Source organism: Paraburkholderia dioscoreae (assembly GCF_902459535.1).
Taxonomy (GTDB): domain Bacteria; phylum Pseudomonadota; class Gammaproteobacteria; order Burkholderiales; family Burkholderiaceae; genus Paraburkholderia; species Paraburkholderia dioscoreae.
In genome coordinates this window covers 1,295,874-1,322,863 of the sequence record NZ_LR699554.1, presented here as the reverse complement: position 1 = coordinate 1,322,863, position 26,990 = coordinate 1,295,874, and the positions used below count along the sequence as shown (strand labels likewise).

25 protein-coding genes are annotated in these 26,990 nt (G+C 62.6%); 16 read left to right on the top strand and 9 right to left on the bottom strand.

Annotated features, from left to right (window positions below; all coding sequences use genetic code 11):
• Nucleotides 1-2 precede the first annotated feature (2 nt).
• The 3 genes from PDMSB3_RS26145 (at nt 3) to PDMSB3_RS26135 (ending at nt 4,493) form a co-directional block, all read left to right on the top strand.
• The gene (locus PDMSB3_RS26145) at nt 3-1,553 is read left to right on the top strand and encodes an MDR family MFS transporter (RefSeq protein WP_007176923.1); all 1,551 of its coding nucleotides are present in this window, start codon (nt 3-5) and stop codon (nt 1,551-1,553) included.
• 394 nt (nt 1,554-1,947) lie between these two features.
• Nucleotides 1,948-3,213 carry a hypothetical protein gene (locus PDMSB3_RS26140; protein WP_007176922.1) on the top strand — a complete coding sequence of 422 codons (1,266 nt, stop codon included), beginning with the start codon at nt 1,948-1,950 and terminating at the stop codon, nt 3,211-3,213.
• A gap of 206 nt (nt 3,214-3,419) precedes the next feature.
• A complete protein-coding gene (locus PDMSB3_RS26135) occupies nt 3,420-4,493 on the top strand; it encodes a TAXI family TRAP transporter solute-binding subunit (protein WP_007176921.1) in 1,074 nt (357 codons plus the stop codon).
• Nucleotides 4,494-4,538: 45 nt separating this feature from the next.
• Here the strand turns inward: PDMSB3_RS26135 and PDMSB3_RS26130 are convergent, their stop codons facing one another.
• Nucleotides 4,539-5,066: a hypothetical protein gene (locus tag PDMSB3_RS26130; RefSeq protein WP_007176920.1), complete on the bottom strand. Its 528-nt coding sequence runs from the start codon at nt 5,064-5,066 to the stop codon at nt 4,539-4,541.
• 328 nt (nt 5,067-5,394) lie between these two features.
• On the opposite strand from PDMSB3_RS26130, the gene PDMSB3_RS26125 reads away from it, so the two are divergent.
• From PDMSB3_RS26125 to PDMSB3_RS26075, 11 genes are all read left to right on the top strand, one after another.
• Nucleotides 5,395-6,282 (top strand): DMT family transporter, encoded by an 888-nt coding sequence (locus PDMSB3_RS26125; protein ID WP_007176919.1) that lies wholly within the window; start codon nt 5,395-5,397, stop codon nt 6,280-6,282.
• 103 nt (nt 6,283-6,385) lie between these two features.
• Entirely contained in the window at nt 6,386-7,282 is an 897-nt protein-coding gene (gene sapR / locus PDMSB3_RS26120; RefSeq protein ID WP_007176918.1) for a sap1 transcriptional regulator SapR, read from the top strand.
• 33 nt (nt 7,283-7,315) lie between these two features.
• A complete protein-coding gene (gene ddpX, locus PDMSB3_RS26115; protein WP_007176917.1) occupies nt 7,316-7,879 on the top strand; it encodes a D-alanyl-D-alanine dipeptidase in 564 nt (187 codons plus the stop codon).
• 55 nt (nt 7,880-7,934) lie between these two features.
• Nucleotides 7,935-8,216, top strand: coding sequence for a hypothetical protein (locus tag PDMSB3_RS26110; protein WP_165188175.1), 282 nt, complete (start codon nt 7,935-7,937; stop codon nt 8,214-8,216).
• Between the two features lie 161 nt (nt 8,217-8,377).
• Entirely contained in the window at nt 8,378-8,971 is a 594-nt protein-coding gene (locus PDMSB3_RS26105) for a GNAT family N-acetyltransferase (protein ID WP_007176915.1), read from the top strand.
• A 200-nt stretch (nt 8,972-9,171) separates the two neighbouring features.
• Nucleotides 9,172-10,029 (top strand): MerR family transcriptional regulator, encoded by an 858-nt coding sequence (locus PDMSB3_RS26100; protein WP_165188173.1) that lies wholly within the window; start codon nt 9,172-9,174, stop codon nt 10,027-10,029.
• Nucleotides 10,030-10,107: 78 nt separating this feature from the next.
• Nucleotides 10,108-10,230: a hypothetical protein gene (locus PDMSB3_RS37970; RefSeq protein ID WP_405044904.1), complete on the top strand. Its 123-nt coding sequence runs from the start codon at nt 10,108-10,110 to the stop codon at nt 10,228-10,230.
• A 125-nt stretch (nt 10,231-10,355) separates the two neighbouring features.
• Nucleotides 10,356-11,951: a flavin-containing monooxygenase gene (locus PDMSB3_RS26090; protein ID WP_007176913.1), complete on the top strand. Its 1,596-nt coding sequence runs from the start codon at nt 10,356-10,358 to the stop codon at nt 11,949-11,951.
• A gap of 75 nt (nt 11,952-12,026) precedes the next feature.
• Nucleotides 12,027-12,935: an SDR family NAD(P)-dependent oxidoreductase gene (locus tag PDMSB3_RS26085; protein ID WP_007176912.1), complete on the top strand. Its 909-nt coding sequence runs from the start codon at nt 12,027-12,029 to the stop codon at nt 12,933-12,935.
• Nucleotides 12,936-13,024: 89 nt separating this feature from the next.
• Nucleotides 13,025-13,906 (top strand): metal-dependent hydrolase, encoded by an 882-nt coding sequence (locus tag PDMSB3_RS26080; RefSeq protein ID WP_165188171.1) that lies wholly within the window; start codon nt 13,025-13,027, stop codon nt 13,904-13,906.
• A complete protein-coding gene (locus PDMSB3_RS26075) occupies nt 13,903-14,853 on the top strand; it encodes an alpha/beta fold hydrolase (RefSeq protein WP_007176910.1) in 951 nt (316 codons plus the stop codon). The genes PDMSB3_RS26080 and PDMSB3_RS26075 overlap by 4 nt, the downstream gene beginning before the upstream one ends.
• Here PDMSB3_RS26075 and PDMSB3_RS26070 read toward each other — a convergent pair.
• The 8 genes from PDMSB3_RS26070 to garD form a co-directional block, all read right to left on the bottom strand.
• A complete protein-coding gene (locus tag PDMSB3_RS26070) occupies nt 14,828-15,382 on the bottom strand; it encodes a putative glycolipid-binding domain-containing protein (protein WP_165189630.1) in 555 nt (184 codons plus the stop codon). The two genes, PDMSB3_RS26075 and PDMSB3_RS26070, sit on opposite strands and share 26 nt — an antisense overlap.
• Nucleotides 15,383-15,770: 388 nt before the next feature.
• Entirely contained in the window at nt 15,771-16,970 is a 1,200-nt protein-coding gene (locus PDMSB3_RS26065) for a porin (protein WP_007176908.1), read from the bottom strand.
• A gap of 98 nt (nt 16,971-17,068) precedes the next feature.
• Nucleotides 17,069-18,421 carry a TRAP transporter large permease gene (locus PDMSB3_RS26060; RefSeq protein ID WP_165188169.1) on the bottom strand — a complete coding sequence of 451 codons (1,353 nt, stop codon included), beginning with the start codon at nt 18,419-18,421 and terminating at the stop codon, nt 17,069-17,071.
• A gap of 7 nt (nt 18,422-18,428) precedes the next feature.
• Nucleotides 18,429-18,908: a TRAP transporter small permease gene (locus PDMSB3_RS26055; RefSeq protein ID WP_007176906.1), complete on the bottom strand. Its 480-nt coding sequence runs from the start codon at nt 18,906-18,908 to the stop codon at nt 18,429-18,431.
• A 145-nt stretch (nt 18,909-19,053) separates the two neighbouring features.
• Nucleotides 19,054-20,046, bottom strand: a complete 993-nt coding sequence (locus tag PDMSB3_RS26050) for a TRAP transporter substrate-binding protein (RefSeq protein ID WP_007176905.1) — start codon at nt 20,044-20,046, stop codon at nt 19,054-19,056.
• A 610-nt stretch (nt 20,047-20,656) separates the two neighbouring features.
• Nucleotides 20,657-21,586 carry an SMP-30/gluconolactonase/LRE family protein gene (locus tag PDMSB3_RS26045; RefSeq protein WP_007176904.1) on the bottom strand — a complete coding sequence of 310 codons (930 nt, stop codon included), beginning with the start codon at nt 21,584-21,586 and terminating at the stop codon, nt 20,657-20,659.
• Complete coding sequence (locus PDMSB3_RS26040; protein ID WP_007176903.1) at nt 21,583-22,425, bottom strand: NAD-dependent epimerase/dehydratase family protein; 843 nt, start codon at nt 22,423-22,425, stop codon at nt 21,583-21,585. Before PDMSB3_RS26040 ends, PDMSB3_RS26045 begins: the two co-directional genes overlap by 4 nt.
• A 68-nt stretch (nt 22,426-22,493) precedes the next feature.
• Complete coding sequence (gene garD, locus PDMSB3_RS26035) at nt 22,494-24,083, bottom strand: galactarate dehydratase (protein WP_165188167.1); 1,590 nt, start codon at nt 24,081-24,083, stop codon at nt 22,494-22,496.
• A gap of 225 nt (nt 24,084-24,308) precedes the next feature.
• Between garD and kdgD the strand changes: the two genes are divergently transcribed.
• Nucleotides 24,309-25,226 (top strand): 5-dehydro-4-deoxyglucarate dehydratase, encoded by a 918-nt coding sequence (kdgD, locus tag PDMSB3_RS26030; RefSeq protein ID WP_007176901.1) that lies wholly within the window; start codon nt 24,309-24,311, stop codon nt 25,224-25,226.
• A gap of 216 nt (nt 25,227-25,442) precedes the next feature.
• Nucleotides 25,443-26,795, top strand: coding sequence for an MFS transporter (locus PDMSB3_RS26025; protein WP_007176900.1), 1,353 nt, complete (start codon nt 25,443-25,445; stop codon nt 26,793-26,795).
• Nucleotides 26,796-26,990 lie beyond the last annotated feature (195 nt).

The window sequence follows — 26,990 nt, the reverse complement described above, 5'->3', positions numbered from 1 at the left end:
CCATGGATCAATCGACCACGACTCAACCCGCCGAGCTGACGACACAGCACGAGGCGCAGGACAGCCCGCAGAGCGGCGCGCAGGCCGGCGATCATCCGCCGATCCGCCTGCTGTTCCCGGCGCTGCTGCTGGTGATGTTGCTCGCCGCGCTCGACCAGACGATCGTCTCGACCGCGCTGCCGACCATCGTCGGCGAACTGGGCGGGCTCAACAACCTGTCATGGGTGGTGACCGCCTACCTGCTCAGCTCGACCATCGTCGTGCCGCTGTACGGCAAATTCGGCGATCTGTTCGGCCGCAAGATCGTGCTGCAAACGGCGATCATCGTGTTCCTGGTGGGCTCCGCGTTGTGCGGCGTCGCGCAGGACATGACGCAGCTCATCGTGCTGCGCGCGTTGCAGGGTCTTGGCGGCGGCGGCTTGCTGGTGGTTACGATGGCCGCCATCGCGGACGTGATTCCGCCGGCTGAACGCGGCCGCTATCAGGGCGTGTTCGGCGGCGTGTTCGGTCTCGCGACCGTGGTCGGCCCATTGCTCGGCGGCTTTCTTGTCGAGCATCTGACGTGGCGCTGGATTTTCTACATCAACCTGCCGCTCGGCATCGTCTCGCTCGTCGTGATCGGCGCGGTGTTCAAGCCGCATGTTCGCCACGTGAAGCACACCATCGACTACATGGGCGCCGCATTTCTCGCCGGCGCTCTCACCTGCATCATCCTGTTCACGAGCCAGGGCGGCACGATCCTGCCGTGGTCGTCGCCGCAGTTGTGGTTCACGCTGGGCATGGGGCTGGTGGCGATCTGGGGCTTCATCCACGAGGAACGCAGCGCGGTCGAACCGATCATGCCGCTCGAGCTCTTCAGGCAACGCACGTTTTTGCTGAGCAGTCTGATCGGCTTCATCATCGGCGTGTCGCTGTTCGGCTCGGTGACGTTCCTGCCGTTGTATCTGCAGGTCGTCAAAGGGTCGACACCGTCGCAAGCCGGCATGCAGATGCTGCCGATGATGGGCGGCCTGTTCGTCATGTCGATGGTGACCGGCCGCGTAATCAGCAAGATCGGCAAATATCGCATGTTCCCGATCGCGGGAACCTTACTCGTTGCGGTCGCGATGCTCCTGCTTGCGCGCCTGCAAATCAGTACGCCGATTCATGTGATGTATATCGACATGGGCATTCTCGGCTGCGGGCTCGGCATGGTGATGCAGGTGCTGATTCTCGCTGTGCAGAACACGGTCGAGTTCAGGCATATGGGGGTGGCAACTTCAGGCGCGACACTGTTCCGCTCGATCGGCGGCTCGATCGGCGTGGCCGGTTTCGGCGCCGTGTTCTCGAACGGTCTTGCCGCGCGTCTGGAAAAGCTGATTCCGCCGGACACGGAATTGCCGCACGCGCTTGGGCCCGCTGCGATCCATCAGTTGCCGGAAGCATTGCGCGACGATTATCTGCAAGCGTTCGCCGGTGCGTTGCACACCGTTTATCTTGCGGCTGCCTGCGTGGTGGTACTGGCGTTCGCGCTCGCGTGGCTGCTGAAGGATCATCCGCTGCGCAAGCATTGACGATTGCGCCAATTGCTTCGAGCGCTTCCTGCAAGCGTTTAATGACGACGGGCACGATGAGGGACAACGAGGTCGAGCGCCATGCGCGCGACCTCGTTCTGTTTTTAGCCCCGCTCAAATGGCGTGAAAAAACTTTCTCCCCCATTCGTCCTGCCGACATATGGAGCATTTCGTCGTACCTACAAGTGTTCGCTAGCGCACATAAGATAGGTAGCAACGTCGATTGACGTTCTCACCGAAACGCCACATATTGCGAGCAGCGGCACCGTAAGCGTGGGCTTGCCGCTCAGGACTCTCCGGCGCATGTGGATCGTGATTCCGCGGACATTGCTCCCGCTTCAACATGATCCGGAACATGCCGTAATGGCATTGTTTTCCACAGGTGGGTCACAGCATGTCCACCCAGACACTGATCGGCCACAGCTTTCCGACGCCCTGCAAACGGTGTGGCGGCGCGCTGTACAGGCAAGTCGACTATTGCCCGTATTGCGGCGCGGTGCATCCGCTCGACGCGGGTCCGCACAAGCGCACGGTGATTCCGGGCAGCCGCGCGAGCGCCACGGGTAAAACGACACAGAAGAACAGTCCCGACCCGATGACACCGGACGAAAGCGGCCTTGCAATGCGTGCCACGGGCACCGGCGAACAGGCTTCCGCCGAGGCCGCGCTACCGGCATCGGCACTCGTTTCGCCGGATACGCCGGTCCCGCCTCTCCCCGCGCTACCTGGTTCGGCGGGTCGCGGCGCGAGGTCGGTTGGTAAGGTGCTCTTCGCCATCGGTGCGGTTGTCGCAATCGGCCTGGCGTATGTCGGATATGCGCTATTCAGCGACACTGATCTGTCGGGTGGAAATAGCGGCCAGTCGAACGAAACCGAAATTACTCAGGATGCCAGAACGACTACCGGCACGATCGCTCCGTACACACCGGCCCAGTCGGCCAATCAGGCTGCCGTCACGGGCAAACCCGCCGTATCGGTCGCGCCGGCCAGACCGGCTCAGGTGATACCGCCAACGCCTGTCGCGCCGCTTGTCACAGCGGCGCCAGTCAAACCCGCGGCACCCAGGTTCAGCGACGCGGCCCAAGCGTTGCAGTCAGCACGCCTCGCCTTGCGCGCCAACGATCTCTCTTCGGCACAAGCCGCGCTCGGCGCCGCGCAGGCGCTGCAACCGGGCAGCTCCGGCGCGCAAGACCTGGCAGGAGAACTGAAGCCGCTGATCGCACGCCGCGACGCCGCGTTGCAGGCGGCCCAAACTTGCGCGGCACAGCAGTCGTGGCCTTGCGCGCGCCAGCACGCCAACGAAGCGCTCGCGATCGACACCGGCAATGAAACAGCGAAGTCCATTCTGGAACGCGTGATTCGCGAGACCGGCTGGGCACCGCTCAACCCGCACGCTGCGACAGGCACGCAGCCGCAAGTCAAACCGCCTGCGCAAGCGCAAGCCGGGTCACCTTCGCAGCAGGCGGTTCAGCTACAAACACCGCTTCCTCAAGGCATGCCGGCGAACAACGCAGTTGTCATAGCCGCACCGCGCCCCGCCGTCGCGACGGCCGACAACAACAGCGTCGATGCGCGCCTGCGCGCCATCAAGGATTCCGGCTGGAACCGCGCGCCCGCGAATGCGGCCAAGTCTTCCACGGGCACTACCGCCAGGCAATGAAATATATTACGGATACCGAATCATATAGATAAATATCCCGGAAAATCGCACCTATAAACGCAAGCATAAGCACGCGCGGTTTGATAAGTAACAGACGGACATGGCAGTTGCGGCACATAGAACATGACATGGCACACCGGCTCACTGGTGCTTCGCGCGCGTCGACGCGCGAATCTGTATGAACCTGACCGAAAGGTAGATAGACCATGCTGAAGAGACTTCTGGCGGGATGGCTGGGGCTGGCGCTGATGGTCGTATCTTCGCTGGCTTGCGCGGAGCCGGCGCATTACAAGATCGTCACCGGTCCGGAACGGGGCACGTATATCCAGATCGGCCAGGATCTGTCGAAATGGGTTGCGCAGCCGGTGGGCATCGACCTCGAAGTGATGGCGTCGAAGGGCTCGGCCGAAAACGTGCAACGCATGCGCTTCGAGCCGGGCGTGAAACTCGCGCTGGTGCAATCCGACGTATATCAGGCTTACATCGACATGGCCAACGCCGGCAATGCCGACGCGGGCACGGCAATCCGGCCGCTACGGCTCATCATGCCGCTCTATGACGAGGAAATTAACGTGGTGGTGCGCGCGGACTCGCCGCTGAAAACGTTCGCCGATATCAAGGACAAAAGCATCAGCGTCGGGCTGATCGGCAGCGGCACCGCGCAGTCGGCCACGACGCTCTACCACCTGATGTTCGGCCAGGCCATTCCCGAGCAGAACATCCAGCATCTGAGCAATGAGGACGCACTGGCCGCGTTGATCGTGAAGAAAGTGGACGTCGCGATCATCGTGGTCGGCCAGCCGGCGAAACTGTTCAACGACATGAACCCCGACCTGTTGCAGCAAATCCGCCTGCTGAAGGTCGATCCGGCCGCGCCCGAAACCGCCCGCGCCAAACAGACCTATTTTCCCGCGACGATTCGCGCCACCAGCTATCCGAACTGGCTGAAGGAAGACGTTCCCACGCTGACCGTGAAGGCCTTTCTCGTCACCTACGATTACGGTCTGCGCGATACCGTCGGCAATCTGAATCACTTTGCCGACTCGCTATGCGCCAACTTCGACAATCTGCAGGAGCACGGGCATCCGAAATGGAAGCAAGTGAAGCTGGAGTTGCCGACTCTCGTGCGCGGATGGAAATACTACGCGCCGGTCGAAAAGCATCTGCGTGCGTGTCTTGCGAACAAGAGCGCCGCGATCAGCGCCGCCGCGGCCCAGGCCGCGCCGAAACCGCGCTCGACGTGTTCGGACCAGGAGCGTCTGCTTCTGCTATGCAAGTAGGTGGCGGCCAGGCGCCCGTCCCGCGCGCGACGGGCGGCGACTGAACTATCCGGCAACGTGACCCGTCGGCTTCGGCGGGATTGGACCGAAGAACATCGCCATGAATTTGTCGCGGCCGATCACGCGAACCAGTTCGGCAACCACGCAATAGATCGCGATCAGCGTCACCAGCAGAATCTGGATAGCCCAGAAATGCGGCCAGTTGAGATTGGCGAGCAGCGTGCGGTTGGCGGCGGCGAGGCTCGGCGCCTCCTTCCAGTATTCGTAAAGATGCTCGAGGTAGTGCACGACCAGAGCCACCAGGGTATAGATCGCCGTCTTCCAGCCGATATTCCAGATCAGCGGTTTCTCGGGAAAGCGGTTGATGAACGGCAGCAGGTTGGCGATCAGCACCGATTTACCGAGAATCAGCGCGGCGATAGTCACGGAGACCGAGGTCGGCAACGTGACGTCATAGCCGCGCGAAATCAGCGCGCGCATGATCGCGACAATGTGGAGAATGACGAGGAAGTAGAGGGTCGGCGGAATCATCTCCATGAATTCATGCTTGATCCTGGCGGTCAGATTGCTCATGTTCGTCTCCTCATCACGTGCTTGACCCAATCCCGTGAACCCATCAGTTCATGATAGACGTTCATGACGCAGCCCGAAGGCGATGCTGCCGTGCCAGTCGCCACGGTGGTGTCGCGCGGCTGTCCGTGATTGGCGTTCCGTTGCCCGGAACCGCTGACTGATATGCACGATGCGTTGTGATCCGCAGCGAAAATGGGCAGCCGCGCAACGCGCTGTACCGCTCCATTCCTCGATACAGTTTGGACGGTTTGCACCGATCCGTACCTTACTGTCCACGGCCGGATAGCCGATGCTATGCGTTCTCTCTCCTCACGCATGGACTCTGCGCATGGACAAAACAACCAACGGCTGGCTGAGCGGCCTCATAGGCGTGTTGATTTTCAGCGGCTCGCTGCCGGCCACGCGTATTGCCGTGGCAGGCCTCGACCCGCTATTCCTGACGGTGGCCCGCGCGACTATCGCCGGCACGCTCGGCCTGTTGCTGCTGCTCGTGTTTCGCCAGGCGCGCCCCGCGCGCCGCGATCTGATTCCGCTCGTCGTGGTCGCACTCGGCGTGGTGGTCGGGTTTCCGCTCCTGACGGCGCTGGCGCTGCGGCACGTGAGCTCGGCGCACGCCGTGGTGTTCGTCGGTCTCCTGCCGCTCGCCACGGCGATCTTCGGCGTGCTGCGCGGCGGCGAGCGTCCGCAACCGGCGTTCTGGCTGTTCTCGGCGCTCGGCAGCGGCGCCGTGGTGGCTTTCGCCTTGCGTCACGGGCTCGACGCATCGCCCGTTGGCGACGCTCTGATGCTGGCCGCCATCGTCGCATGCGGGCTGGGGTATGCCGAAGGCGCGCGCCTGTCGCGCCACCTCGGCGGCTGGCAGGTAATTTCGTGGGCGCTCGTGCTGTCGCTGCCGCTCATGCTTCCGCTCGCAGTATGGGCACGGCCCGCATCGTTCGACGGTGTCAGTCACGCGGCGCTCTGGGGCCTCGCCTATGTGTCGCTCTTCAGCATGCTGATCGGTTTCGTGTTCTGGTATCGCGGCCTTGCGTTGGGCGGCATTGCGGGCGTCGGGCAGTTGCAGTTGCTGCAGCCGTTCTTCGGCCTGCTGCTCGCGGGGCTGCTCCTGCACGAACAGGTGCCGCCCGCGATGATCCTCGTCACCGTGGTAGTCGTGGCCTGCGTGGCCGGCGCGCGGCGCTTTTCCCGGGTGACGCCGGCACGGCCGGCTGCCTGACGCGCGCGCTTCGGCCATTTTTCACACGCTCGCGGCATGGGCGGCCGGTTGAATATGTCATCATCCCGATGATCGACTAACCACTGCCCGCCCCGCGACTACGATGCCGACCGCTTTTGCTCAAACCGTCGAAGCCCGCTTTGCCGAACTCACGCCCACCTCCAAGCGCGTCGCCAGCTATATGCTGGCCAACCTCGACCGGCTCGGCCTCGAAACCGCCGATCAGATCGCGCAGCAAGCCGGCACGAGCGGCATTTCGGTCGGCCGGTTCCTGCGCAGCATCGGCTATCAGAATCTCGACGACCTGAAGCGCGAACTGCGCGGCACGCAGGAGCGTCCGTGGCTGATCACCGACCGCCTCGACGCGTTCCGCCGCACCGCCGGCCAACACGACGAAGCCGCGCCGGATGCAGCTTCGCCCGCCGCGCCCCGCCCCGCGCTCGCCCATTCGCTCGAACTCGAGCTCGGTGCGATCCAGCACGTCTATCAGCTCGCGCAATCGCCGGTGTTCGCGCGCGTGGCCGAGCGCATCTCCAGCGCGGATGCCGTCTACATTCTCGGCATTCAGTCCACGCGCGGCATCAGCAACGCGTTCTATAGCTACCTCGAATATATCCGCCCGCGCGTGTTCTATTCGGACGGCATGTCGGGCTCGTATGTCGATTCGCTGAACTCGGGATTCGAATCGCCGTATCTGATCGTCACCGACACTCGTGCGTATTCGAAGGTCGCACGCCGCTATTGCGAGGCCGCCACGCGCCGCGGCCTGCCCTTTGCGCTCATCACCGACATTTATTGTCCGTGGGCGCGCGAATTCGACGGCGATCTGCTACAGGTCAAGACCGACGTCGGCCAGTTCTGGGATTCGCTCGCGCCGCTTACCTGTCTCTTCAATCTGCTGATTTCGGCGATCGTCGAAAAGCTCGGGCCGAATCTCGATGAACGCGCGGCGCGCAACCGTGAACTTCAAAGCGAATTCGATCAGTTCGACGACCTCTGACGCGCTCCTCTCCCTTCGTTCCCTCTTCGTCACATGACCGACCATCGACTCATCGAAATCACACACGCCACGCACGGCGTGGACATCGACCTCGTCTACGCCACGGCGCGCAATCTCACCGGCAAACCAATCTACCGGGCCGCGCATTGCCTCCTGCTCGAACCGGCGGAGGCGGCGTTGCGCCGCGCAGTGGAACTGGCACGTCAGATCGGCACGACGCTGCGCATTTTCGACGCGTACCGGCCGCCGCAAGCGCAGCAGGTGTTGTGGGATTTTCTGCCCGACCCGACTTACGTGGCGGATCTGAAACGCGGCTCGAATCATAGCCGTGGAACAGCGCTCGACCTGACACTGCTCGACGCGCAAGGCGAGGAACTCGACATGGGCACCGGCTTCGACGCCATGACGATCGAATCGGAGCACTTTCACCCCGGTCTGCAAGCAGATGTGCAGCGCAATCGCATGCTGTTGCTCGGCGTGATGCATGGCGCGGGCTTCACGCACATCAAAAGCGAATGGTGGCACTACGAGTTGCCCGGTTCGCGCGCATTGCCGCTTATCGACAACAATGCAAGCGGGCCGCTCCGGCTGATGTGATCGATCCGCTGACAGGAAACAGGTATCCTCACCGGTTCGTTCAGAAGGAGGATCCATGAAGTTTTCAATTTGCCTCGCGGTCGCCGCCTTGACCGTGGCAGTCGGCGCGTACGCCCAGACGTCGCAAACGTTCCGTTTCGGAGAAGGCCAGAGCGCGCTGCCGTCCGGTAATACGCGGCCCGCGCCCGCGCCGCACGCGCAGGCTCAGGAGCCGGCCGCTGAGCCGCCTGCCGAACAGCACGCACCGCCGTCGAAAACCAGCTCGAAACATAAGGCGAAGCATCGCCGGCATCATCGCGCACATGTGACACAGCCGGACACGTACTCGCATAACTGAGTGTCGCAACGTTGAGCGTGCGTGCGCGCGCGATGCGATCGGCCTGTACGTGCGCTGATATCGGCCATACGTCGCAGCGATTTTTGACTCGCTTCAAATTCGCGCGCACGGCGGGCATAGTAAAACGTATCCGCAGACTTATCGCCACGACAGGAACACGTATGAGCACCACCCGCCCCGCGCCCTCCGCCCCGGACTCGGCGAATGCCGCCGCCCCGCTGATCCGCGACGCCACCGAAGCCGATCTTCCCGCGATTCAGGCAATCTACGCGCACCATGTACTGACCGGCGTCGCGTCGTTCGAGGAAATTCCGCCTTCCGTCGACGACCTGCGCACGCGGCTCGCGTCGGTGCGCAGCTACGGGTTGCCGTACATGGTGGCGCAGATCGATGGCGAAGTCGCCGGCTATTGCTACGCGACGCCTTACCGGCCGCGCGCCGCGTATCGCAACACCATCGAAGATTCGATCTATGTGAACGATGCCTATCGCGGGCGAGGCCTGGGGCGCGTATTGCTTCAGGCGCTGATCGAGCGCTGCGAAACCGGACCGTGGCGCCAGATGGTCGCCGTGATCGCGGACGGCGGCAGCGGCGGCTCGCTGTCGCTGCATACGCAGTTGGGTTTTGAATTGACGGGCACGTTGAAGGCCGTAGGCTTCAAACACGGCCGCTGGCTCGATACGACGTTGATGCAGCGCACGCTCGGCAAAGGTGACTCGACCCCGCCGGACGACGTTGCGCCCGGACGTGCCTGAAGTGCCTGAAGCACCTCAAGCGCCCGAACCACCACGTCTGCCACGGCCAAATATTCGGCACCCATAGAAACGCTAACTCTGCCGGATAGCCCAAAGGCGGAACCGGAAACACAAGCGAATCCCCGCGAGAATTCCGAACATCCGCCTGCATGCGGCGAGCGCGCTGGCAGGCGCGCGCGCCGTCGCGGTAAAATCCCGGCATGCCCAACACGCCGCCTCCTGTCCCACCGCTGCCCGCCGACTCCGGCGACCCGGCCAGCATCACGCCGCGCAACGAATACACCGTCGACGAACTCGCGCGCGTCACCGACACCACCGTGCGCAACGTGCGCGCCTACCAGGACCGGGGACTGCTCGCACCGCCGGAAAAGCGCGGCCGCGTCGGCGTGTACGACGACACGCACGCATCGCGTCTGAAGCTGATCAACCATCTGCTCGCTCGCGGCTATACGCTCGCCAACATCCAGGATCTGATCATGGCCGTCGACGAAGGCCACGATCTGCGCTCCATCCTCGGTCTGGAAACGGCGATCGGCGGCCGCTGGTCGCGCGAGCGGCCGAAAAAATACTCGCTGATCGAACTGCTGCAAATGTTCGGCGACAAAGCCTCGCCGAGCGCGCTCGGCAAAGCGGTCGATCTCGGCCTGCTGGAACGTCACGGTCTTTCCTTCGTATCAGGCAGCCCGACCGCGCTGGCCGCCGGCGCCACAATGGCGAAGGAAGGCATTCCGCTTGCCGACCTGCTCGACGCCGTGGGCATCGCGAGGCCGCATTTCAACGCGGTTGCCAAAGCACTGGTCGATCTGGTGGTGCGCCAACTGGACCGCTACGACGCCGACGCACTGCCGCCGCCCGCCGATGTGCCCGCTCTGGTCGACGCCATCTGGCGCGTACGGCCACTGGCAATGGTGCTGGTGGAAAGCGAAATGAACCGCGCTCTCGAAGAAGCGTCCGGCGATTATCTCGGCGACCGCGTCGCAGCCATCATGGCAAAGAAACTCGGGCATCCCGCCGAAAGCACGACCGCCTCGAAGAAGAAAGACAAAACGAAAAAGTAACTCTGCGTGCGGTCCCGGCCCGCGTTCGTACTTATGCAGTCGTTACGCACCGCTCGCGCGGCGAGTACGGACGAAATCGTGCGCTCGCAGCAAATCGTCGCGGACGCGTTCTACGGCGCCAATCTGATCCCGCAGAAAATCACCGTGAAAGACAGCGTCTGGCAGAACCGGGAAGTCGCGGCGGCGCTGGCCGCCAAGTGAATCGCCGCGTGCATCCGGGCCTAGAGGGGCGCGTCTAACCGCCTCCTTGCGTCATCCGTTACCAGCCTATATTGTTACATCAAACAATGTAACAGTTAATAGAGTAAATAAAGGAGACGGATCGGATGAACGCACGCATGCCCCACGACAGCGCGGCGCCCGGCGCGTCCGCGCCCGTCGAGACCGACATCGCCATCATCGGGTCCGGCTTTGCCGGCCTCGGTATGGCGATCCGCCTGCGCCAGGCCGGCATCTGCGATTTCATCGTCGCCGAAAAGGCCGATTCCGTCGGCGGCACGTGGCGCGACAACCACTACCCCGGTTGCGCGTGCGACGTCCAATCGCACGTCTATTCCTTCTCCTTCGCCCCGAATCCGCGCTGGAGCCGTATGTTCGCGCGCCAGCCGGAAATCCGCGCTTACCTGGAAGACTGCACGCAGCGCTTCGGCGTCCAGCGGCATCTGCGTTTCGGCCATGAACTCGCGAGCGCGATCTACGACGAGACGCGCCACCGCTGGCAACTGAGCTTCGCGAACGGCCAGCAATGGTCGGCGCGCGTGCTGATCTCGGGCATGGGCGGCCTGTCGCGCGCGGCCATGCCGACCATTCCCGGCATCGAAAACTTCAGGGGCAAAACGTTCCATTCGCAGCACTGGGATCACAGTTATTCGCTGGCAGGCAAACGCGTCGCCGTGATCGGCACCGGCGCGAGCGCGATCCAGTTCGTCCCGCAGATCGCGCCGCGCGTCGCGCATCTCGATCTGTTCCAGCGCACGCCGCCTTGGATCATGCCCAAGGCCGACCGCCGCGTGAAGCCGCTCGAACAATGGCTGTTCACGCACGTGCCGGTCACGCAGAAGATCATGCGCTCGGCGCTCTACTGCATGCTCGAATCGCGCGCATTCGGCTTTGCGATTCATCCTTCGCTGATGAAGACGGCACAGAAAGTCGCCGAGAAGCATCTGCGCCGCCAGGTGCGCGATCCACAATTGCGCGCCAAGCTCACGCCCAACTATACGATGGGCTGCAAGCGCATTCTGATTTCGAACGACTACTTCCCCGCCCTGTCGCGCCCGAATGTTTCGGTGACGACCACCGGCATTGCCCGTATCGAGGAAGACGCGGTCGTCACCGCCGACGGCGCGCGCCACCAGGCCGACTGCCTGATCTTCGGCACCGGCTTTCAGGTGGCCGACCCGTTTCCGCGCGGCGTGGTGCGCGGGCGCGGCGGCGTCGATATCGTCGATACGTGGCGCGACGGCGCGCATGCGTATCTCGGTACGGCATTGCCTGGTTATCCGAACTTCTTCATGATCGTCGGACCGAACACCGGTCTCGGCCATAACTCGATGGTGTTCATGATCGAGTCGCAGGTCGAATACATTCTGCGCGCACTCAAGACGATGAATGCGGAACGCGCCGATGCGATCGAAGTGCGGCCGCAAGTCGAGCGTGCCTACAACGAGCAGATCCAGCAGAAACTCGGCCGCGCGATCTGGTCGACGGGCGGCTGCAAGAGCTGGTATCTCGATCCGAAAACCGGCAGGAACACCACGCTGTGGCCGGGATTCGCCTACAAATTCCGCCAGGCCACCAGTACGTTCAGCATGGGCGATTACCTCGCGTATTCGCCCGCACCGCAGCCGGCAAGCGCGCCGGTGGCCTCGCCGCAACTTGTGCATGCTCACGGCAGCGCAACGGCGTCGGCCGAAGCGACCTGAGAGGACATAACCATAACGACAAGGCACGGTTCAGAGAGGACAGCATCAATCTTGCATGGGATGAGAGACAAGCCAATGAAGAACTTTACCGACAGAGTGGCCGCGATCACCGGCGCAGGCTCGGGCATGGGCCGTTCGCTCGCGATTCAGCTGGCGCGCGAAGGCTGCCACCTCGCGCTCGCCGACCGCAATGCCGCGAGCCTCGCTGAAACCGCGCAGCTTGCACAGGCCGCGGCACCGCAGATCGTCGGCGCGCCGCTGCGCATCACCACGCGCGTGCTCGATGTCGCGGACCGCGCCGCCATGTTCGACTGGGCCGCCGAAACAGCCGCGCAGCACCAGCGCGTCAATCTGGTGTTCAACAACGCGGGTGTCGCGCTGTCGAGCACTATCGAAGGCATGGATTACGCCGATCTGGAATGGATCGTCGGCATCAACTTCTGGGGCGTGGTGCACGGTACGAAGGCGTTTCTGCCGTATCTCAAGGCTTCCGGCGCGGGGCATATCGTCAATACGTCGAGCGTGTTCGGGTTGTTCTCGCAGCCGGGCATGAGCGGCTACAACGCGACCAAGTTCGCGGTGCGCGGCCTTACCGAAGCGCTGCGCCAGGAACTCGATTTGATGAAGTGCGGCGTTTCGGCGACTTGCGTGCATCCGGGCGGTATCCGCACGGGCATCGCGCAATCGAGCCGTATCTCGTCGAATATGGTCGGCTTCATGCTGGAAACCGAACAGCAAGGCAAGGACGACTTCGAGAAGTTCTTTATCACCACCGCCGACGAAGCAGCGCGCGTGATTCTCGACGGCGTACGCAAAAACAAACGGCGCGTGCTGATCGGGCGCGATGCGCGGGCCGCGGACTGGCTGGCGCGCACATTGCCGGCGGCCTATCAGGCATTGGTGGTGATGCAAACGCGCCGGATGAAACGCATCGCGGAGAAACGCGCGCGCCGCGCCGCGCAGGTGGACGGCAGGCGCGCTTGAGGGGCCGGCCATCAAGCAGCAGGCAGCGCCCTGCACGCCATTCGATCAGAACGCACAGCAACACATAAAGCATCTCAAGGAGAAAGGCCATGATGCCGGTTCGCCGCGACCTCCGTTTCAACTTGCCGCAGGAACGTGCCTGCGATTGGCACGTGCAAGGCTCGCATGTGACACACTTCTTCAATGCGCTTTCGCTACTGTTCCCGGCCGGCGAGCGTTTCTTCATGGATAGCGTGCGCCACTACCGCGACCAGATCGACGACCCTGTACTGAAGAAGCAGGTGCTCGGCTTCATCGGCCAGGAAGCCATGCATACGCGCGAGCATGTGGAATACAACGATCTGCTGCAGCAGGCAGGCTTGCCCGCGCATAAGCTCGACAAACGGCTTTGGGTGATTCTCAACTTCGGCCGCAAGATCCTGCCGCATTCGTATCAGCTCGCGGTGACCGTCTGCCTCGAACACTACACGGCGATGCTGGCGGGCCTGCTGCTGCAGGACGCGACACGCATCGGCGGATCGGTTGAGGGCTATACGCAGATGTGGACCTGGCACGCGCTCGAGGAAACCGAGCACAAGTCCGTTTCATACGACGTGTGGAACGCCGTGCTCAAGCCGGGGCTCGGCCGGTATCTGCTGCGCACGGGCACCATGCTCGCCACCACCGTGACGTTCTGGCTGATCGTGTTCGACTACCACGTGCGGCTGATGATCGCCGACCGCAAACGCGGTGGCAATCTGCGCGGCATGTGGCGCGTCGTGAAGTATCTGTACGGCCCGCGCCACGGCGTATTTCCGCGCATCGCCGGTGAATGGCTGAGCTTTTTCCGGCCCGGCTTCCATCCGTGGGATCACGACAACCGCACGCAACTGGCTCGCATCGACGGACTGGTCGCCGCGGTCGATGCCACCAACGCGGCCACGCCGAACGCCCGCAAGGCCACGCGGCGCGGCGTGCAGGCGGCCGCGTGATACGCGACACGCTTTCGGTCGAAGCCGGCGGCGTGCGGCTCGCGGTCTACGTGAGCGGACCGCGCGACGCGCCGCCGATCGTGCTGGTGCACGGTTACCCCGATTCGGCGGCAGTGTGGGAACCGGTGCGCGCGCAACTGGATGCGCACTATCGCGTGATCGCCTACGACGTGCGCGGCGCGGGCGCGTCCGAAGCGCCGGCCACGCGCCAGGCTTACCGGCTCGAACACCTCGCCGCCGACCTGGCGGCGGTTGCCGACGCGACGTGCGGCACACGGCCGTTTCACCTCGTCGGGCACGACTGGGGCTCGATTCAATGCTGGGAAGCAGTGACCGACCCGGCGTTCAAAGGCCGCATTGCGTCGTACACGTCGATCTCGGGGCCGTGTCTCGATCACGCGTCTTTCGACCTGCGCGGCAACGGCGGCGGCGGCGCTCAAACCGCACATCAGAGAACAAAGCGCCCGTTCGGCAGAGGCGTGCGGCAAACGCTCAAGTCCTGGTACATCTTCTTCTTTCATTTGCCGTGGCTGCCGGAGTTGGTGTGGCGCGCGGGCGGCGCGCGCCTGTGGCCGCTGTGGCTGCGTGTGACCGAACGCGTGCGGCCGGCGCCCGACCCGGTGCAGATGCGCAATGCGATCAACGGCCTGAATCTCTACCGCGCCAATTTCATCGACAAACTGCTGCACCCGCGCGCGCGTCATGCCCACGCGCCGGTGCAATTCATCGTGCCGCTACGTGACCGCTATGTCGGGCCAGCGCTATCGCTCGGACTGGAAGGCTGGCTCGGCGCGTACGAGCGCTTCGAGATCGATGCCGGCCATTGGGTCGTGCTACGCGAACCCGAACGGATCGCGGCAAGCATCGAGCGCTTTGTGGAGCGGCACCGGGCTGATCACGGCGGCTCCGCCGCATCAACCGTCAATGCTCGCGCGGCAGGCGTGTGAACAACGTCGGATAGTCGATCACGAGACCGTCTTCGTCCACCTTCAGGTCCGCCGTGAAGTCGCGGAAGATGCCCTCGTAGCGATACTCGCGATGCAACGCGATGCACGAATAGGCCTGCCCGGCGCGCGTGACCTGTAAATCCGGCGTGGAAATATACGCCACTGAAATGGGGCGACGCTCGCCTTCGGCCAGTTGCAAACGGCGGATCGGCAACGTGTTGGTGAACGGCGTGGCCGCAATATCGATGTCGATGCAACCTTCGATCGCGCTCAGCACGAGCCCGTGACCATCGCGCCAGTGACCGTCGCCATCGCCATGCAATTCCAGTTCGCCGCCACCGACGATCTTCAGCCACGCATAGCGCGTGCGCCATTGCGCGTCGCAGCGCACCTTGTAGTGCAGCCCATATGGCTTGCCATAGCGCTGCCCAACGACGACGCTTTCTGCGACGAAACCGTCCTCATGCGAATCGAACGCCAGATGTTCGATACCGTCGCCCTCTTCCGATGCCCACCGTAATTCGCGCATCTGCCTGTCTCCTCGTGAAGCGGCACGCCGGTGCGCCGGTGCGCCGCCGATGCACATATCGTAGCGCGAAAGCTTTCGGCTCGCCGAGGCGAGCTTGCCATTGTGGACATGTGCGATGCTCGGCGGCGTGGCTTTGTCGGTCATGCTGCAGGCGGCGGCCGCCTGTTTCGGCTGGCCGGCCATGACGGCGCCCTTCGTCCTCACGACGTGGAGTGTGCAATGGCTCAAGCGCCCGCCCGGCGCACGGTGCATCCACGGCCGAACCGGCGCAACGCACGGACACCGGGCGCGCCACGACGACCCCGGTTCCAGCCAGACGCATGAGTCAGGCGTATTCAAACACGCATCGCGTGGCGGCGCAGTCACACGCCGCCACCAGGTTACACCATCAGAACTTGTGGATAATGCCCACGCCCGCGGCAAACTGACTGCGTGACGAGGACGGCGCACCGTTCTGACCGTCACCGATATCAGCCGTCGCGTTGATGATGCTCACGCCGTTCGTGGCCAGCGTCTGGCCGCTCGCGCGTTGATACGCTTCGAGCGCGTACAGACCCGTGCGCTTGGAGAGGCTGTAGTACTGCGAAAGGTTGAACTGCTGGTAGCGAGCCGAACTCGAAATGCCGTTCGCTTCAGTTGCGCGCGTATAGCTATAGCCTGCGGCCAGATCCAGCGCCGTCAAAGGCTTGAAGTGCAGCACGGCGCCGCCCGTGTTGAAGATCGCCGTAGTACGGAACGGCGAGTTGATGCCCGGAATATATTGCACGTTCGAGTACGAGAACGAAACATCCCACTGCGCGTTGAATGCATAACCGCCGGTCACCGCCACGCGCTGCTGCGCCTGTGCGCGTTGATAGCCGTTATTGATGCCCGACACGCCCGCCTGCGCACCCGCGTTCGATGTCGTGGAATCCGCGCCCCATGCGCCGCCGCCAGGCGTCGAGTTGTTGATGCGCTGGAAGCCCGCTGCAATGCCGAACGGACCGTTCAGGTACTGCAATGCCGCGCTCCACGTCGAACCCGCGTTGAAGCTGCCCGGCACGCCGCCGAGCGAATACGAACCGCTCACCGTCAGGCCATACATGGTCGGCGACGTGTACACCAGCGAGTTATTGGCGCGATACAGAGTATCGAGAGAATCGATATCGCCCGGGTGTGCGCCGTAGGCGCCCGTGAGCCACGTGGTCGGGCTATACGGCGCCAGCAGCGTGTAATACGACGTATATTGGCGGCCTGCCGTCAACGTGCCGTAGGTGGCGTTCGCCACGCCGACATAAGCCTGGCGGTTGAACGCGAGGCCGGAAACGGACTGCGCGCCGGTCGCGCTGTTAAAGCCTTCTTCCAACTGGAAGATTGCTTTCGTGCCGCCGCCCAGATCCTCGGCGCCCTTCAGGCCGAAGCGGCTGCCGGCCCAGACGCCGTTGACCATCTTCACCGCCGAACGGCCGCCGGAGGTCGAACCAAGCGACGTCTGGCTGCTCTGATAGCCGATACCGGTATCGATGATCCCGTACAACGTCACGCTGCTCTGAGCGTGCGCGCCGAGGGCGACCAACCCAAGGGCGGAGGTTGCTAATGCCTTTTTCATTTCTGCTCCTCTTTAAAAAGTTGTTCTTTGTTGCTGCATGGTTCGAGCGCCACTAAATTCCCCAAAAGGGACTTTCATACAGGCGTCAATTAAGGATTTCAAAATACCGGGTGGCCATTGATGAGGCTAGGCAGCCACGTGGAAAACATCGGCACGTAAGTCACGATGTTGATCGCGCTGAAGATCGCCAGGTAATACGGCCACGCCACCTTGGTAGTTTCACCAATCGACACATTGCCGATCGCACAGCCGATGAACTGCACCGATCCGATCGGCGGATGCACCAGACCCAGTGCGCAGTTCAGCAGGATCATGATCCCGAACTGCACCGGACCTACGCCCGCGTGCATCGCCATCGGCAGGAACAGCGGCGTGGTGATCAGGATGTGCGCCGCCATATCGACGAACGTACCGAGGAAAATCTGGATCAGGTTGATGTACAGCAGCATCAGCCAGGGCAAGCTGGTCGCGCCGTCGAGCATGTGTTCGATCGCATCCGGAATCTCCAGATAAGCCATCTGGTAGCGCAACATGTTCGACACGCCGATCAGCAGCAGCACCACGCCGGTAGTTTTAGCCGCCTTCGAGAGCGCATGAAACAGCTTCTTCATCGTCATCGAGCGATACACGACGATCGTCAGCACCAGCGAATAAAATACGGCTATTGCGGCGGCTTCCGTCGCGGTGGCAATACCCTTTGCCACGCAAACCAGAATGATCGCGATCACCATCAGGCCGGGCAATGCGCCGAGGAACGTGCGGGCCACGGCGTACCAGCCTGGGAATCGCTGCAGTTCGGTCGAACCGTCCGGGCGACGCGGATAGCCGTATTTGACTGCTTGCCAGTACGCGGCGAGCAGCACGAACCCCATCACCCATAACACCGGCAACAGACCGGAAAACAACAGATCGCCGATCGACACTCCGCTCATCGGGTGTCCATTCAAGGTGCCGGTAATGCCCTGGGCCGCGAATGCATAGATGATCATGTTGGTCGACGTCGGCATCAGCGCGCCCGCCAGCGACGAGTGTGTCGTTACGTTGACCGCGTAGGCCGCACTGTAGCCTTCACGCTTCATCAGCGGGATCACCACGCCGCCCATTGCCGACGTATCCGCCGAAGGCGAACCGGAGACCCCGCCGAACAGCGTGCATGCGACCACGTTGGCCATACCGAGGCCGCCGCGAAAATGCCCGACCGTGGCTTGCGCGAAACGCAGGATGCGATCCGCGATGCCGCCGTGCAGCATCAGTTCACCTGACAGAATGAAAAACGGAACCGCGAGGAATGAAAAGCCGTTGATTCCCGAAATCATCGACTGCATGGCGGTGGCCGCGGGCAAGCCCTCGTACAGATAAGTCAGGACACACGAGAGCCCTAGCCCGAAGGAAACAGGAACGCCGAGAACGAGAAAAACGAGAAAACTGACGGAGAGGATGGCGAGTTCCATGATGGCTCTATTTTTGTTTCTGTGCGAAAAGCGCCAGAAGGTTCTCTACCGAGAACATTGCAATGCAGACGCTGGCAATGACCGGAATGCAATAACGCAAAGATTCAGGCAAGCCGATAATGGGAATCCGGTCTTCCGCGGTCGCCTCGACCATCTGCAGACAGCCGAAGAAAACCGCGGCCGCGAAGACGATCAGGCAAATGTGCTGAAACGCCGTCGCGACGAGTTGGCCCTTCGGCGGCAATTTCTTTACGAGCGAATCGAGTCCGATATGGCCGCCTTCGCGAACCTTGAGCGCGGCGCCGAACATGGCGATCACGATCACCAGCAGGAGCGCGATGGGCTCGACGAAATCCGGCGCATCGCTGAAGACGTAGCGCATCACGACGCTGTAGATCACCAGCAGGCTGAGCACGGCGAGACTTAGCGACGCTACGATAACCAGCGCGCGGAACAGAAAATCATTTGGGCGCTTCATGAAGCTCATTGACCCCATCCTTGCATACGACCGACCTGTCTTTAATAATCAGCAATCCTGTTCGATCCTTCGGTTCGGTAAGCACGCAGCGGCCGGGCACGCGAGTCTTCTCGCCGCCCCTTCCGCCGCTGCGATACCTCCACTCAGCTGAACCTTATTTGACGGCCTGAATCTCGTCGACGAGCTGCTTCATTTGCGGGGTCTTTTCGTACTTCGCCCAGACCGGCTGCATGGCCTTGACGAACGCAGCGCGATCGATCTGCGACGAGGCGACAATGGTCGCGCCGCCCTTCGTGACCGTCTTGCTCGCGTCGGCTTCGCGCGCGGTCCACAGCTTTTCGTAGTACGGCACCGAGTCGGCGGCCGCCTTCTTGATGATGTCCTGTTCCTGCGGTGTCAGCGTGTCCCACACCTTCTTGGAGAACACCAGCACTTCGGGGGTCATCGAATGCTGGGTTTCGGAATAGATCGGCGCGACTTCGAAGTGCTTGGTTTCTTCGTACGACGGCAGGTTGTTTTCAGCGGCATCCACCAGACCCGTCTTCAGGCCCGTGTACACCTCGGCGAACGGCATCGGCGTGGGCGTGCCGCCCATCGCCCTGATTTCGTCGACCATCAGATCGGACGGCTGCACGCGGACCTTCAAGCCCTTCATGTCAGCGGGCGAATGAATCGGCTTCTTCGTATAGATCGAACGTGCGCCGCTCTCGTAGAACGTCAGCGCGATCATGCCCTTCGCCTTGAAGGCGTCGAGAATCTTCTGGCCTTCCGGGCCGTACATTACTTTGCGGAAATGGTCGATATCGCGGAACAGGAACGGCAGCGACGGAATCATCGATTCGGGAACGATTTCGTTGAAGGCCGCACCGTTGGCGCGCGCCATGTCCAATGCGCCAATGCGCACCTGATCGATCGTGTCGTTTTCCGAACCCAGCGCGCTATTGCCAAAGACCTTCACGGAATCCTTGCCGCCGGTTGCCTTGTTGATCTGCTCTCCCATGTATTTCACGGCCATATTGGTCGGATACGTGTCGCCATGCACGTCCGACACGCGGAACACTCGCGCTTGCGCCGACACGGTGCTGAAGGCCAGCATCGAGGCTGCGACGATCATCGAAACACGGGAAGAGGCGAACTTCTTGTTCATCGTGAGATTCCTTGAAAAATTGACCATCCAATCGATTGCGGAAGGCCGCTCGCGGATGCGATATGGTTTTGCTGCGTCTCCGGCGTTACGCTTGCCACCGTTCGCGGTCACGCACGCTTTGCCGTGCTGGTCTGTGCAACGTCCCCGGCGCAGATGCTCAGCACTCCTGTCAGACAATCCGACTCTTTTACTTTTGCTTCAACTGCTTCGGCGTGCGTGTCGTGGGCGATTGGTCCCGCACGTTCACGCTGCCGTGTTCATACCGGTAACGCGAAATCTATAGAAAGGAATTCGTTTGGGCTCATATGTTGTACGACGACATATGAAGTCTATAAAAGGCGGTTTGAGTTGTACAGACGGTATTTACCCGCACCACGAAGCACCCGGCATCGATGACCGAATCAGGCTGGCACAGAGCCACACGTCAGCCAGCACGGTGCTGTCGAGGCAAACGGGGATCCCCGTCTCGCACGGTTTTGCTAGATAGAATGGTGGAACGACCGTAGTCTTTACACCACATTGTTGTACGATGAGTGATGAATTTACGACGAGTAAACAAAGGGCGCCGGGCATGACGAGATGCCCGGCGCCCTTCTCGCCAACGCTCCGCTTACAGCTCGCCCGCGAATTCCGGCTCGGGTAAGCCGGTGACACCGGGGCGCACGGCGAACAGATGGCCGTCGTGCTCACTCGCGTTCGCCGCGGGACGAATCGACGTCACGAACAACGTATCTAGCTCGCGCCCACCGAAAGCGCACATCGCCGGCTTGATAGCCGGCACGGCAATCCGCCGGTCCAGCTTGCCTTGCGGTGTGAAGCGCAGCAACAGGCCCGCGTCGTTGGCGCAAATCCAGTAGCAGCCGTCGGCGTCCACCGCGGCTCCGTCGGGACGGCCCGCATGATGATTCAGATCGGCAAACACGCGGCGGTTGCGCGGCTCGCCGGTCTCGCCGTCGTAGTCGAATGCCCAGATCTGCCGACGCAAAGGATGCGAGTCCGACAGATACATGGTCGTGCCGTCCGGCGACCACGCGAGACCATTCTGCGTGATGAGCCCGTCGACGACCGGCGCGGAGAGAACGCCGCGCGCATCGAATCGATAGAGCGCACCGGCCGGGTTGGCCGCCGCCATGTCCTGCACCATCGTGCCGGCCCAGAAGCGCCCTTGCCGGTCGCAACGGCCATCGTTGAAACGCATGTCGCCGCATGCGAAGTCGGGCGCGGCGAGCTGGCGCCCTGTCACCTGCACGGCTTCGCCGCTGGCCGTGGCCTCAGTGAGCGTAACGGCGAAGAGCCCCGTCTCGCAACCGGCCAGCACCGTGCCGCGATGATCGAACGCGATGCACGCCACTTTCTCCGGCAACAGCCATTCGGAGCGTTCGCCCGAATCGATCCGCAAGCGCACGATCTTCTGCGCCGGAATGTCCACCCAGTAGAGCGCCTGTTCCGCTATGCGCCACACCGGACTTTCGCCGACCGAAGCCGGCGCCTGCCCCACCGCGCCCACGCGCTCCACTCGCGGATTCGCCGCGGCGCTCATCGCTTCGGCTCCATCGGGCCGGCGAGCACGAACGGGCCGCCTTGAAAACGCTGCGTCGGATCGTCGAGTTCGACCGTGGGTGCCGTGACCGGAAATAGATGCTCGAATTCGACCGAACTGTCCTGCGGACGAAAGCCAAGGAACGCGGCTTTGGTGTTGTCCACCCACTTGGTCCGGTTATCCGACACGCCGTAGACGATCGCATGACCCACGCGATTGGTGAACAGCGAGCAGCGCACCAGTTCGATGAAGTCGCGATAGCTCAGATAGGTCACGAGCATGCGCGGATTTTTCGGTTGCTCGAACGACGAGCCGATGCGCAGGCACACCGTCTCCAGACCGAAGCGATCGAAGTAGTAACGCGACAACGATTCGCCGAAGCACTTGGTCACGCCGTACAGGCTGTCGGGCCGCAGCGGCGCGTCGATATCGACCACCTCCGTCACGGGATGGAAACCCACCGCGTGATTCGAACTCGCATACACGACGCGCTTCGCGCCCTGCTTCTGCGCGGCCGAATAGAGGTTGTACAGGCCGCGAATATTCGCTTCGAGCAGCTCTTCGAACGGCGCTTCGACAGAAATGCCGCCGAGGTGAATCACCGCATCCACGCCTTCGAGCAGCGCGTGAACCGCGGCTTGGTCCGCGAGATCCACAGTCGACGCTTCTTCGTGCGCCGCCACGTCGCCGAGCGGCGCGATATCCGTGACGCGCACGATATCGGCCCACGCGGCGAGCGCGCCGCGCAACTGCTTGCCGAGGTTGCCGGCCGCGCCGGTGAGCAGCAGACGGCGGAAAGGTTTTTGTGCCGCGCTGCGGTCGAGGTTCGAGTCAGTCATGTTTCTATGTTGGTGTGAGTGCGATCAGATCGGCGTGATGAAGCGGAACCTGCGGATCGGGCGACCCATCAGGTCACCGGCGCCGGATTGAACAGCACCAATGCATTGTGGAGCTTGAGTTTTTCCGCGCAGGTCTGTTTGCGGCCGCTGGCGACGTCGAGCATCAGACGGAACAGTTCCCAGCCCACGTCTTCGATGGTCGCCGCGCCGGTCGCGATGGTGCCGGCGTTGATATCCATCAGGTCATGCCAGCGGCGCGCGAGATCCGAGCGCGTCGCGACCTTGATGACCGGCACTTCGGCGAGGCTATACGGTGTGCCGCGGCCGGTGGTGAAAACATGCAGGTTGATACCCGCAGCTACTTGCAACGTACCGCAGATGAAATCGCTCGCCGGCGTCGCCGCGTAAATCAGGCCTTTCTGCCTGACCTTTTCGCCCGGCGACAACACGCCGGAAATGGCCGAATTGCCCGACTTGATGATCGACCCCATCGCCTTTTCGACGATGTTCGACAAGCCGCCTTTCTTGTTGCCCGGCGTGGTGTTGGCGCTGCGATCGGCACCGCCGCGCTTCAGATAATCGTCGTACCACTGCATCTCGCGGATGATCGCCGCGGCGACGTCCGCGTTGGCCGCGCGCGCCGTCAATTGATCGACGCCGTCGCGCACTTCGGTGACTTCGGAGAACATGACCGTGGCGCCGGCACGCACCAGCAGGTCGGTCGCGTAGCCCACTGCGGGATTCGCGGTCAGTCCGGAGAACGCGTCGCTGCCGCCGCATTGCACGCCGATCACCAGATCGGACGCGGGGCAAGTCTCGCGCCGGCGATTGTTAAGGCGCTGCAGATGACCATCGGCCATTTTCATGATCGACTCGATCATCGACTGGAAGCCGACATGCGCGTCGTCCTGCAGCACCACGACGTCACCGTTCAGATCAGCCTCGATATCGCCGATGTCCGCGACCTCCGCCACATTGGCAGCCGCGGCGATCGGAATCGTGCCGGGCGGCATCAGGCGCTCCGGCTGCAGCTTCTCGCAGCCGAGGCTGACCATCATCACCTCGCCGCCGAAATTCGGATTCAGGCTGATATTGCGCACGGTGCGGATCGGCACCATCGCGTCGGGCGCGTCGATCGCGACACCGCAACCATAGGTGTGGCCGAGGCTCACCACGTCGTCGACATTGGGGTACTTCGGCAGCAACTCGGCCTTGATGCGGGTGACCGCATGCTGCACGACATCGGCCACGCATTGCACCGTGGTCGTGATGGCGAGAATGTTGCGCGAGCCGACCGAGCCGTCCGCGTTGCGGTAGCCCTCGAACGTGTAGCCCTCGAGCGGCGGCATCTCCGGCGCCCTGATCGTGGCGATCGGCAGATCCTCGAGCCCCGGTGGGCTCGGCATGCGGATCACGTGTTCGTTGATCCAGCTGCCTTTCGGCAACGGCTTGAGCGCATAACCGATCACCACGTTATAGCGGATGACCTCGTCGCCCTCGGCCAGATCGGCCAGCGCGACCTTGTGCCCTTGCGGCACGCGCTCGCGCAGCGCGAGACCATCGGGAAATACGGCGCCCTCGCCCAGGCCGCCGTCGTTGACGACGATCGCGACATTGTCATTGGGGTGAACGCGAATGTAGAGCGGAGATTGTTCCATTGCATCGATCCTTATGGCGCTGCACGCCTGGTGCGCCGACTATTCATACGTCATCCTACAACATGAAAGATTGCGCGGACGTTCCGTATTTACCCTATGACGGGCATTATGCCGCTAAATGATCGTTGAGTTAGCCGATTTGTTGTTGTACGATGACGTATAAGAAATCTCCGTTTCTACCCATCGAACCACTCGCGAACCATCCCGACGCACTGGATACTCATCATGACGACACCGCAGGAACTGAAGCAGATCGTTTCCGAAGGCCTCCTGTCCTTCCCCGTTACCGACTTCGACGAACAAGGTGATTTTCGCGCCGACACCTATGCCGAGCGCCTGGAATGGCTCGCGCCTTATGGCGCTTCGGCACTGTTCGTTGCCGGCGGCACGGGCGAATTCTTCTCGCTCACGCACAGCGACTATTCGAACGTCGTGCGCACGGCCGCTGAAGTCTGCAAAGGCAAGGTGCCGATTCTCGCCGGCGCGGGTGGCCCGACGCGTGTCGCGATCGCCTACGCACAGGAAGCCGAGCGTCATGGCGCAAACGGCATTCTGCTGATGCCGCACTACCTGACGGAAGCCTGCCAGGAAGGCATCGCGGCGCACGCGGAAGAAGTCTGCAAGTCCGTGCCGAACATGGGCGTGATCATTTACAACCGCGCGAATTCCAGGCTTAACGCCGATATGCTCGAAGGGCTGGCAGAGCGCTGCCCGAACCTGATCGGCTTCAAGGACGGCGTGGGCGAGATCGAGAACATGGTGTCGATCCGCCGCCGCCTTGGCGACCGTTTCTCGTATCTCGGCGGCCTGCCGACCGCCGAAGTGTATGCCGCGGCGTACAAGGCGCTCGGCGTGCCGGTGTATTCGTCGGCGGTGTTCAACTTCATTCCGAAGACCGCGATGGACTTCTACCGCGCGATCGCCGCGGACGACCATGCCACGGTCGGCAAGCTGATCGACGAATTCTTCCTGCCGTACCTGGCGATCCGCAACCGCCGCGCGGGCTACGCGGTCAGCATCGTCAAGGCAGGCGCGAAGCTGGTCGGCCATAGCGCCGGTCCGGTCCGCGCGCCGCTGACCGATCTGACGGAAGAAGAAATGGCCAGGCTGGACGCGCTCATCAAGACGCTCGGTCCGCAGTAATCCGGCTGGGGCGCATCGGACGCAGACAACACCCGGCGGCCTTGCGAGCGAAGGCCGCGCAAACGGCACCGCAAAGAGCGCCCGGCACGGCAACGTCGCCGGGCGTTTTTGTGCTGCACGAATGTATCGACAAGGTCCGCGACTGCTAGTTGCGCCGCGACGGCGCCTCGACGCCAGGGAGCCCGCTCCCATGCATAAGAAATTCAGGAGATGACCATGGAAATGAGCCGCGCGGCGAGTGCCGCCCACGTCGCGAAGCGCACCCGAGTCCGCTACGCCATCCTGCTGCTGATCTTTCTGATCACGACCTTCAACTACGCGGACCGCGCCACGCTGTCGGTCACCGGTTCGGCCATGCGAGCCGAGTTCGGTCTCGACGCGATCCGCATGGGCTACATTTTCTCCGCGTTCAGCTGGGCGTACGTGCTGTCGCAACTGCCAGCCGGCTGGCTGCTGGACCGCTTCGACGCGCGCCGCGTCTACGCGGCGAGCATCTTCTTCTGGTCGTTATTTACGTTGCTGCAAAGCTCCATCGGCTTGCTGGGCAGCGCGGCCGCCGCCGTCACCGCGCTGTTCGCGCTGCGCTTTGCGATGGGCGCGGCCGAATCGCCGGCCTTCCCCGCCAATGCCAAGGTGGTAGCGAGCTGGTTCCCCACCAACGAACGCGGCACGGCATCGGCCATTTTCAATTCGGCGCAATACTTCGCCGCCGTGGTGTTTACGCCGTTGATGGCGTGGCTCACTCACGCGTTCGGCTGGCACATGGTGTATGTCGTGATGGGCGTGATGGGATTGCTGCTCGCGCTCACCTGGCTGAAGGTGATGAAGAACCCCGCCGACCATCCACGTGTGTCGCGCGCCGAACTGGAGTACATCGAACAGGGCGGAGGCGTGGTCAACGGGCCGAAGAAAGCCCGAGCCATCGACAGAATCGAAAATACCGGCGGCTGGTCTCTGGTGCGCCAACTGCTGAGCAACCGCATGCTGCTCGGTGTCTATCTCGCGCAGTACTGCATCAATGTGCTGACCTACTTCTTCCTCACCTGGTTTCCGATCTACCTCGTGCAGGCGCGCGGCATGACCATTCTGCAAGCGGGCCTCGTGGCTTCGCTGCCGGCGATCTGCGGATTCTCCGGCGGCGTGCTCGGCGGCATTCTGTCCGACGGGCTGATCCGTCGCGGCCATTCGCTCACGATCGCGCGCAAGGTGCCGATTGTCGGCGGCATGCTGCTGTCGGTGTGCATCATCGGCTGCAATTATGTGTCGACCGATTGGGTCGTCGTCGCCCTCATGTCGCTCTCGTTCTTCGGCAAAGGCATTGGGGCGCTCGGCTGGGCCGTGGTCGCCGATACGTCGCCGAAGGAAGCACTCGGCCTGTCCGGCGCGATCTTCAATATGTTCGGCAACGTGGCCGGCATCGTGACGCCGATCGTGATCGGCTATCTCGTCGCGAAAACCGGGTCGTTCAACGGCGCGCTGGTATTCGTCGGTATCAACGCGCTGCTCACGGTGTTCAGCTATCTCGTGATCGTCAAAGACATCAAGCGGGTGGAACTGCGCCGGCGCTAGTCACGCGGCGGTTATCGTACTTCTACGCGATGGTGCGATCTGGCCGCCATTGCGGCGCAAGACGCCTTGAACGGCGCGCCGATGCCAGTCCGCACGCCGGCTCGCAAAATGATTCGGCGTCTATATAATCAGTCATCAGACGACGGTATAATCAAACGCATGAAGTCTCTGCAACTATCTGATTCGAGGGGCGTT

What these genes read in the sequence shown, in the direction of transcription:
- PDMSB3_RS26025 (WP_007176900.1), top strand. Translation starts at nt 25,443, where the DNA reads ATGGAAATGAGCCGCGCGGCGAGTGCCGCCCACGTCGCGAAGCGCACC.
- PDMSB3_RS26100 (WP_165188173.1), top strand. Translation starts at nt 9,172, where the DNA reads ATGCCCAACACGCCGCCTCCTGTCCCACCGCTGCCCGCCGACTCCGGC.
- kdgD (WP_007176901.1), top strand. Translation starts at nt 24,309, where the DNA reads ATGACGACACCGCAGGAACTGAAGCAGATCGTTTCCGAAGGCCTCCTG.
- garD (WP_165188167.1), bottom strand. Translation starts at nt 24,083, where the DNA reads ATGGAACAATCTCCGCTCTACATTCGCGTTCACCCCAATGACAATGTC.
- PDMSB3_RS26125 (WP_007176919.1), top strand. Translation starts at nt 5,395, where the DNA reads ATGGACAAAACAACCAACGGCTGGCTGAGCGGCCTCATAGGCGTGTTG.
- PDMSB3_RS26045 (WP_007176904.1), bottom strand. Translation starts at nt 21,586, where the DNA reads ATGAGCGCCGCGGCGAATCCGCGAGTGGAGCGCGTGGGCGCGGTGGGG.
- sapR (WP_007176918.1), top strand. Translation starts at nt 6,386, where the DNA reads ATGCCGACCGCTTTTGCTCAAACCGTCGAAGCCCGCTTTGCCGAACTC.
- PDMSB3_RS26040 (WP_007176903.1), bottom strand. Translation starts at nt 22,425, where the DNA reads ATGACTGACTCGAACCTCGACCGCAGCGCGGCACAAAAACCTTTCCGC.
- PDMSB3_RS26065 (WP_007176908.1), bottom strand. Translation starts at nt 16,970, where the DNA reads ATGAAAAAGGCATTAGCAACCTCCGCCCTTGGGTTGGTCGCCCTCGGC.
- PDMSB3_RS26105 (WP_007176915.1), top strand. Translation starts at nt 8,378, where the DNA reads ATGAGCACCACCCGCCCCGCGCCCTCCGCCCCGGACTCGGCGAATGCC.
- PDMSB3_RS26130 (WP_007176920.1), bottom strand. Translation starts at nt 5,066, where the DNA reads ATGAGCAATCTGACCGCCAGGATCAAGCATGAATTCATGGAGATGATT.
- PDMSB3_RS26080 (WP_165188171.1), top strand. Translation starts at nt 13,025, where the DNA reads ATGATGCCGGTTCGCCGCGACCTCCGTTTCAACTTGCCGCAGGAACGT.
- ddpX (WP_007176917.1), top strand. Translation starts at nt 7,316, where the DNA reads ATGACCGACCATCGACTCATCGAAATCACACACGCCACGCACGGCGTG.
- PDMSB3_RS26135 (WP_007176921.1), top strand. Translation starts at nt 3,420, where the DNA reads ATGCTGAAGAGACTTCTGGCGGGATGGCTGGGGCTGGCGCTGATGGTC.
- PDMSB3_RS26110 (WP_165188175.1), top strand. Translation starts at nt 7,935, where the DNA reads ATGAAGTTTTCAATTTGCCTCGCGGTCGCCGCCTTGACCGTGGCAGTC.
- PDMSB3_RS26090 (WP_007176913.1), top strand. Translation starts at nt 10,356, where the DNA reads ATGAACGCACGCATGCCCCACGACAGCGCGGCGCCCGGCGCGTCCGCG.
- PDMSB3_RS26140 (WP_007176922.1), top strand. Translation starts at nt 1,948, where the DNA reads ATGTCCACCCAGACACTGATCGGCCACAGCTTTCCGACGCCCTGCAAA.
- PDMSB3_RS26070 (WP_165189630.1), bottom strand. Translation starts at nt 15,382, where the DNA reads ATGCGCGAATTACGGTGGGCATCGGAAGAGGGCGACGGTATCGAACAT.
- PDMSB3_RS26055 (WP_007176906.1), bottom strand. Translation starts at nt 18,908, where the DNA reads ATGAGCTTCATGAAGCGCCCAAATGATTTTCTGTTCCGCGCGCTGGTT.
- PDMSB3_RS26050 (WP_007176905.1), bottom strand. Translation starts at nt 20,046, where the DNA reads ATGAACAAGAAGTTCGCCTCTTCCCGTGTTTCGATGATCGTCGCAGCC.
- PDMSB3_RS26145 (WP_007176923.1), top strand. Translation starts at nt 3, where the DNA reads ATGGATCAATCGACCACGACTCAACCCGCCGAGCTGACGACACAGCAC.
- PDMSB3_RS26060 (WP_165188169.1), bottom strand. Translation starts at nt 18,421, where the DNA reads ATGGAACTCGCCATCCTCTCCGTCAGTTTTCTCGTTTTTCTCGTTCTC.
- PDMSB3_RS26085 (WP_007176912.1), top strand. Translation starts at nt 12,027, where the DNA reads ATGAAGAACTTTACCGACAGAGTGGCCGCGATCACCGGCGCAGGCTCG.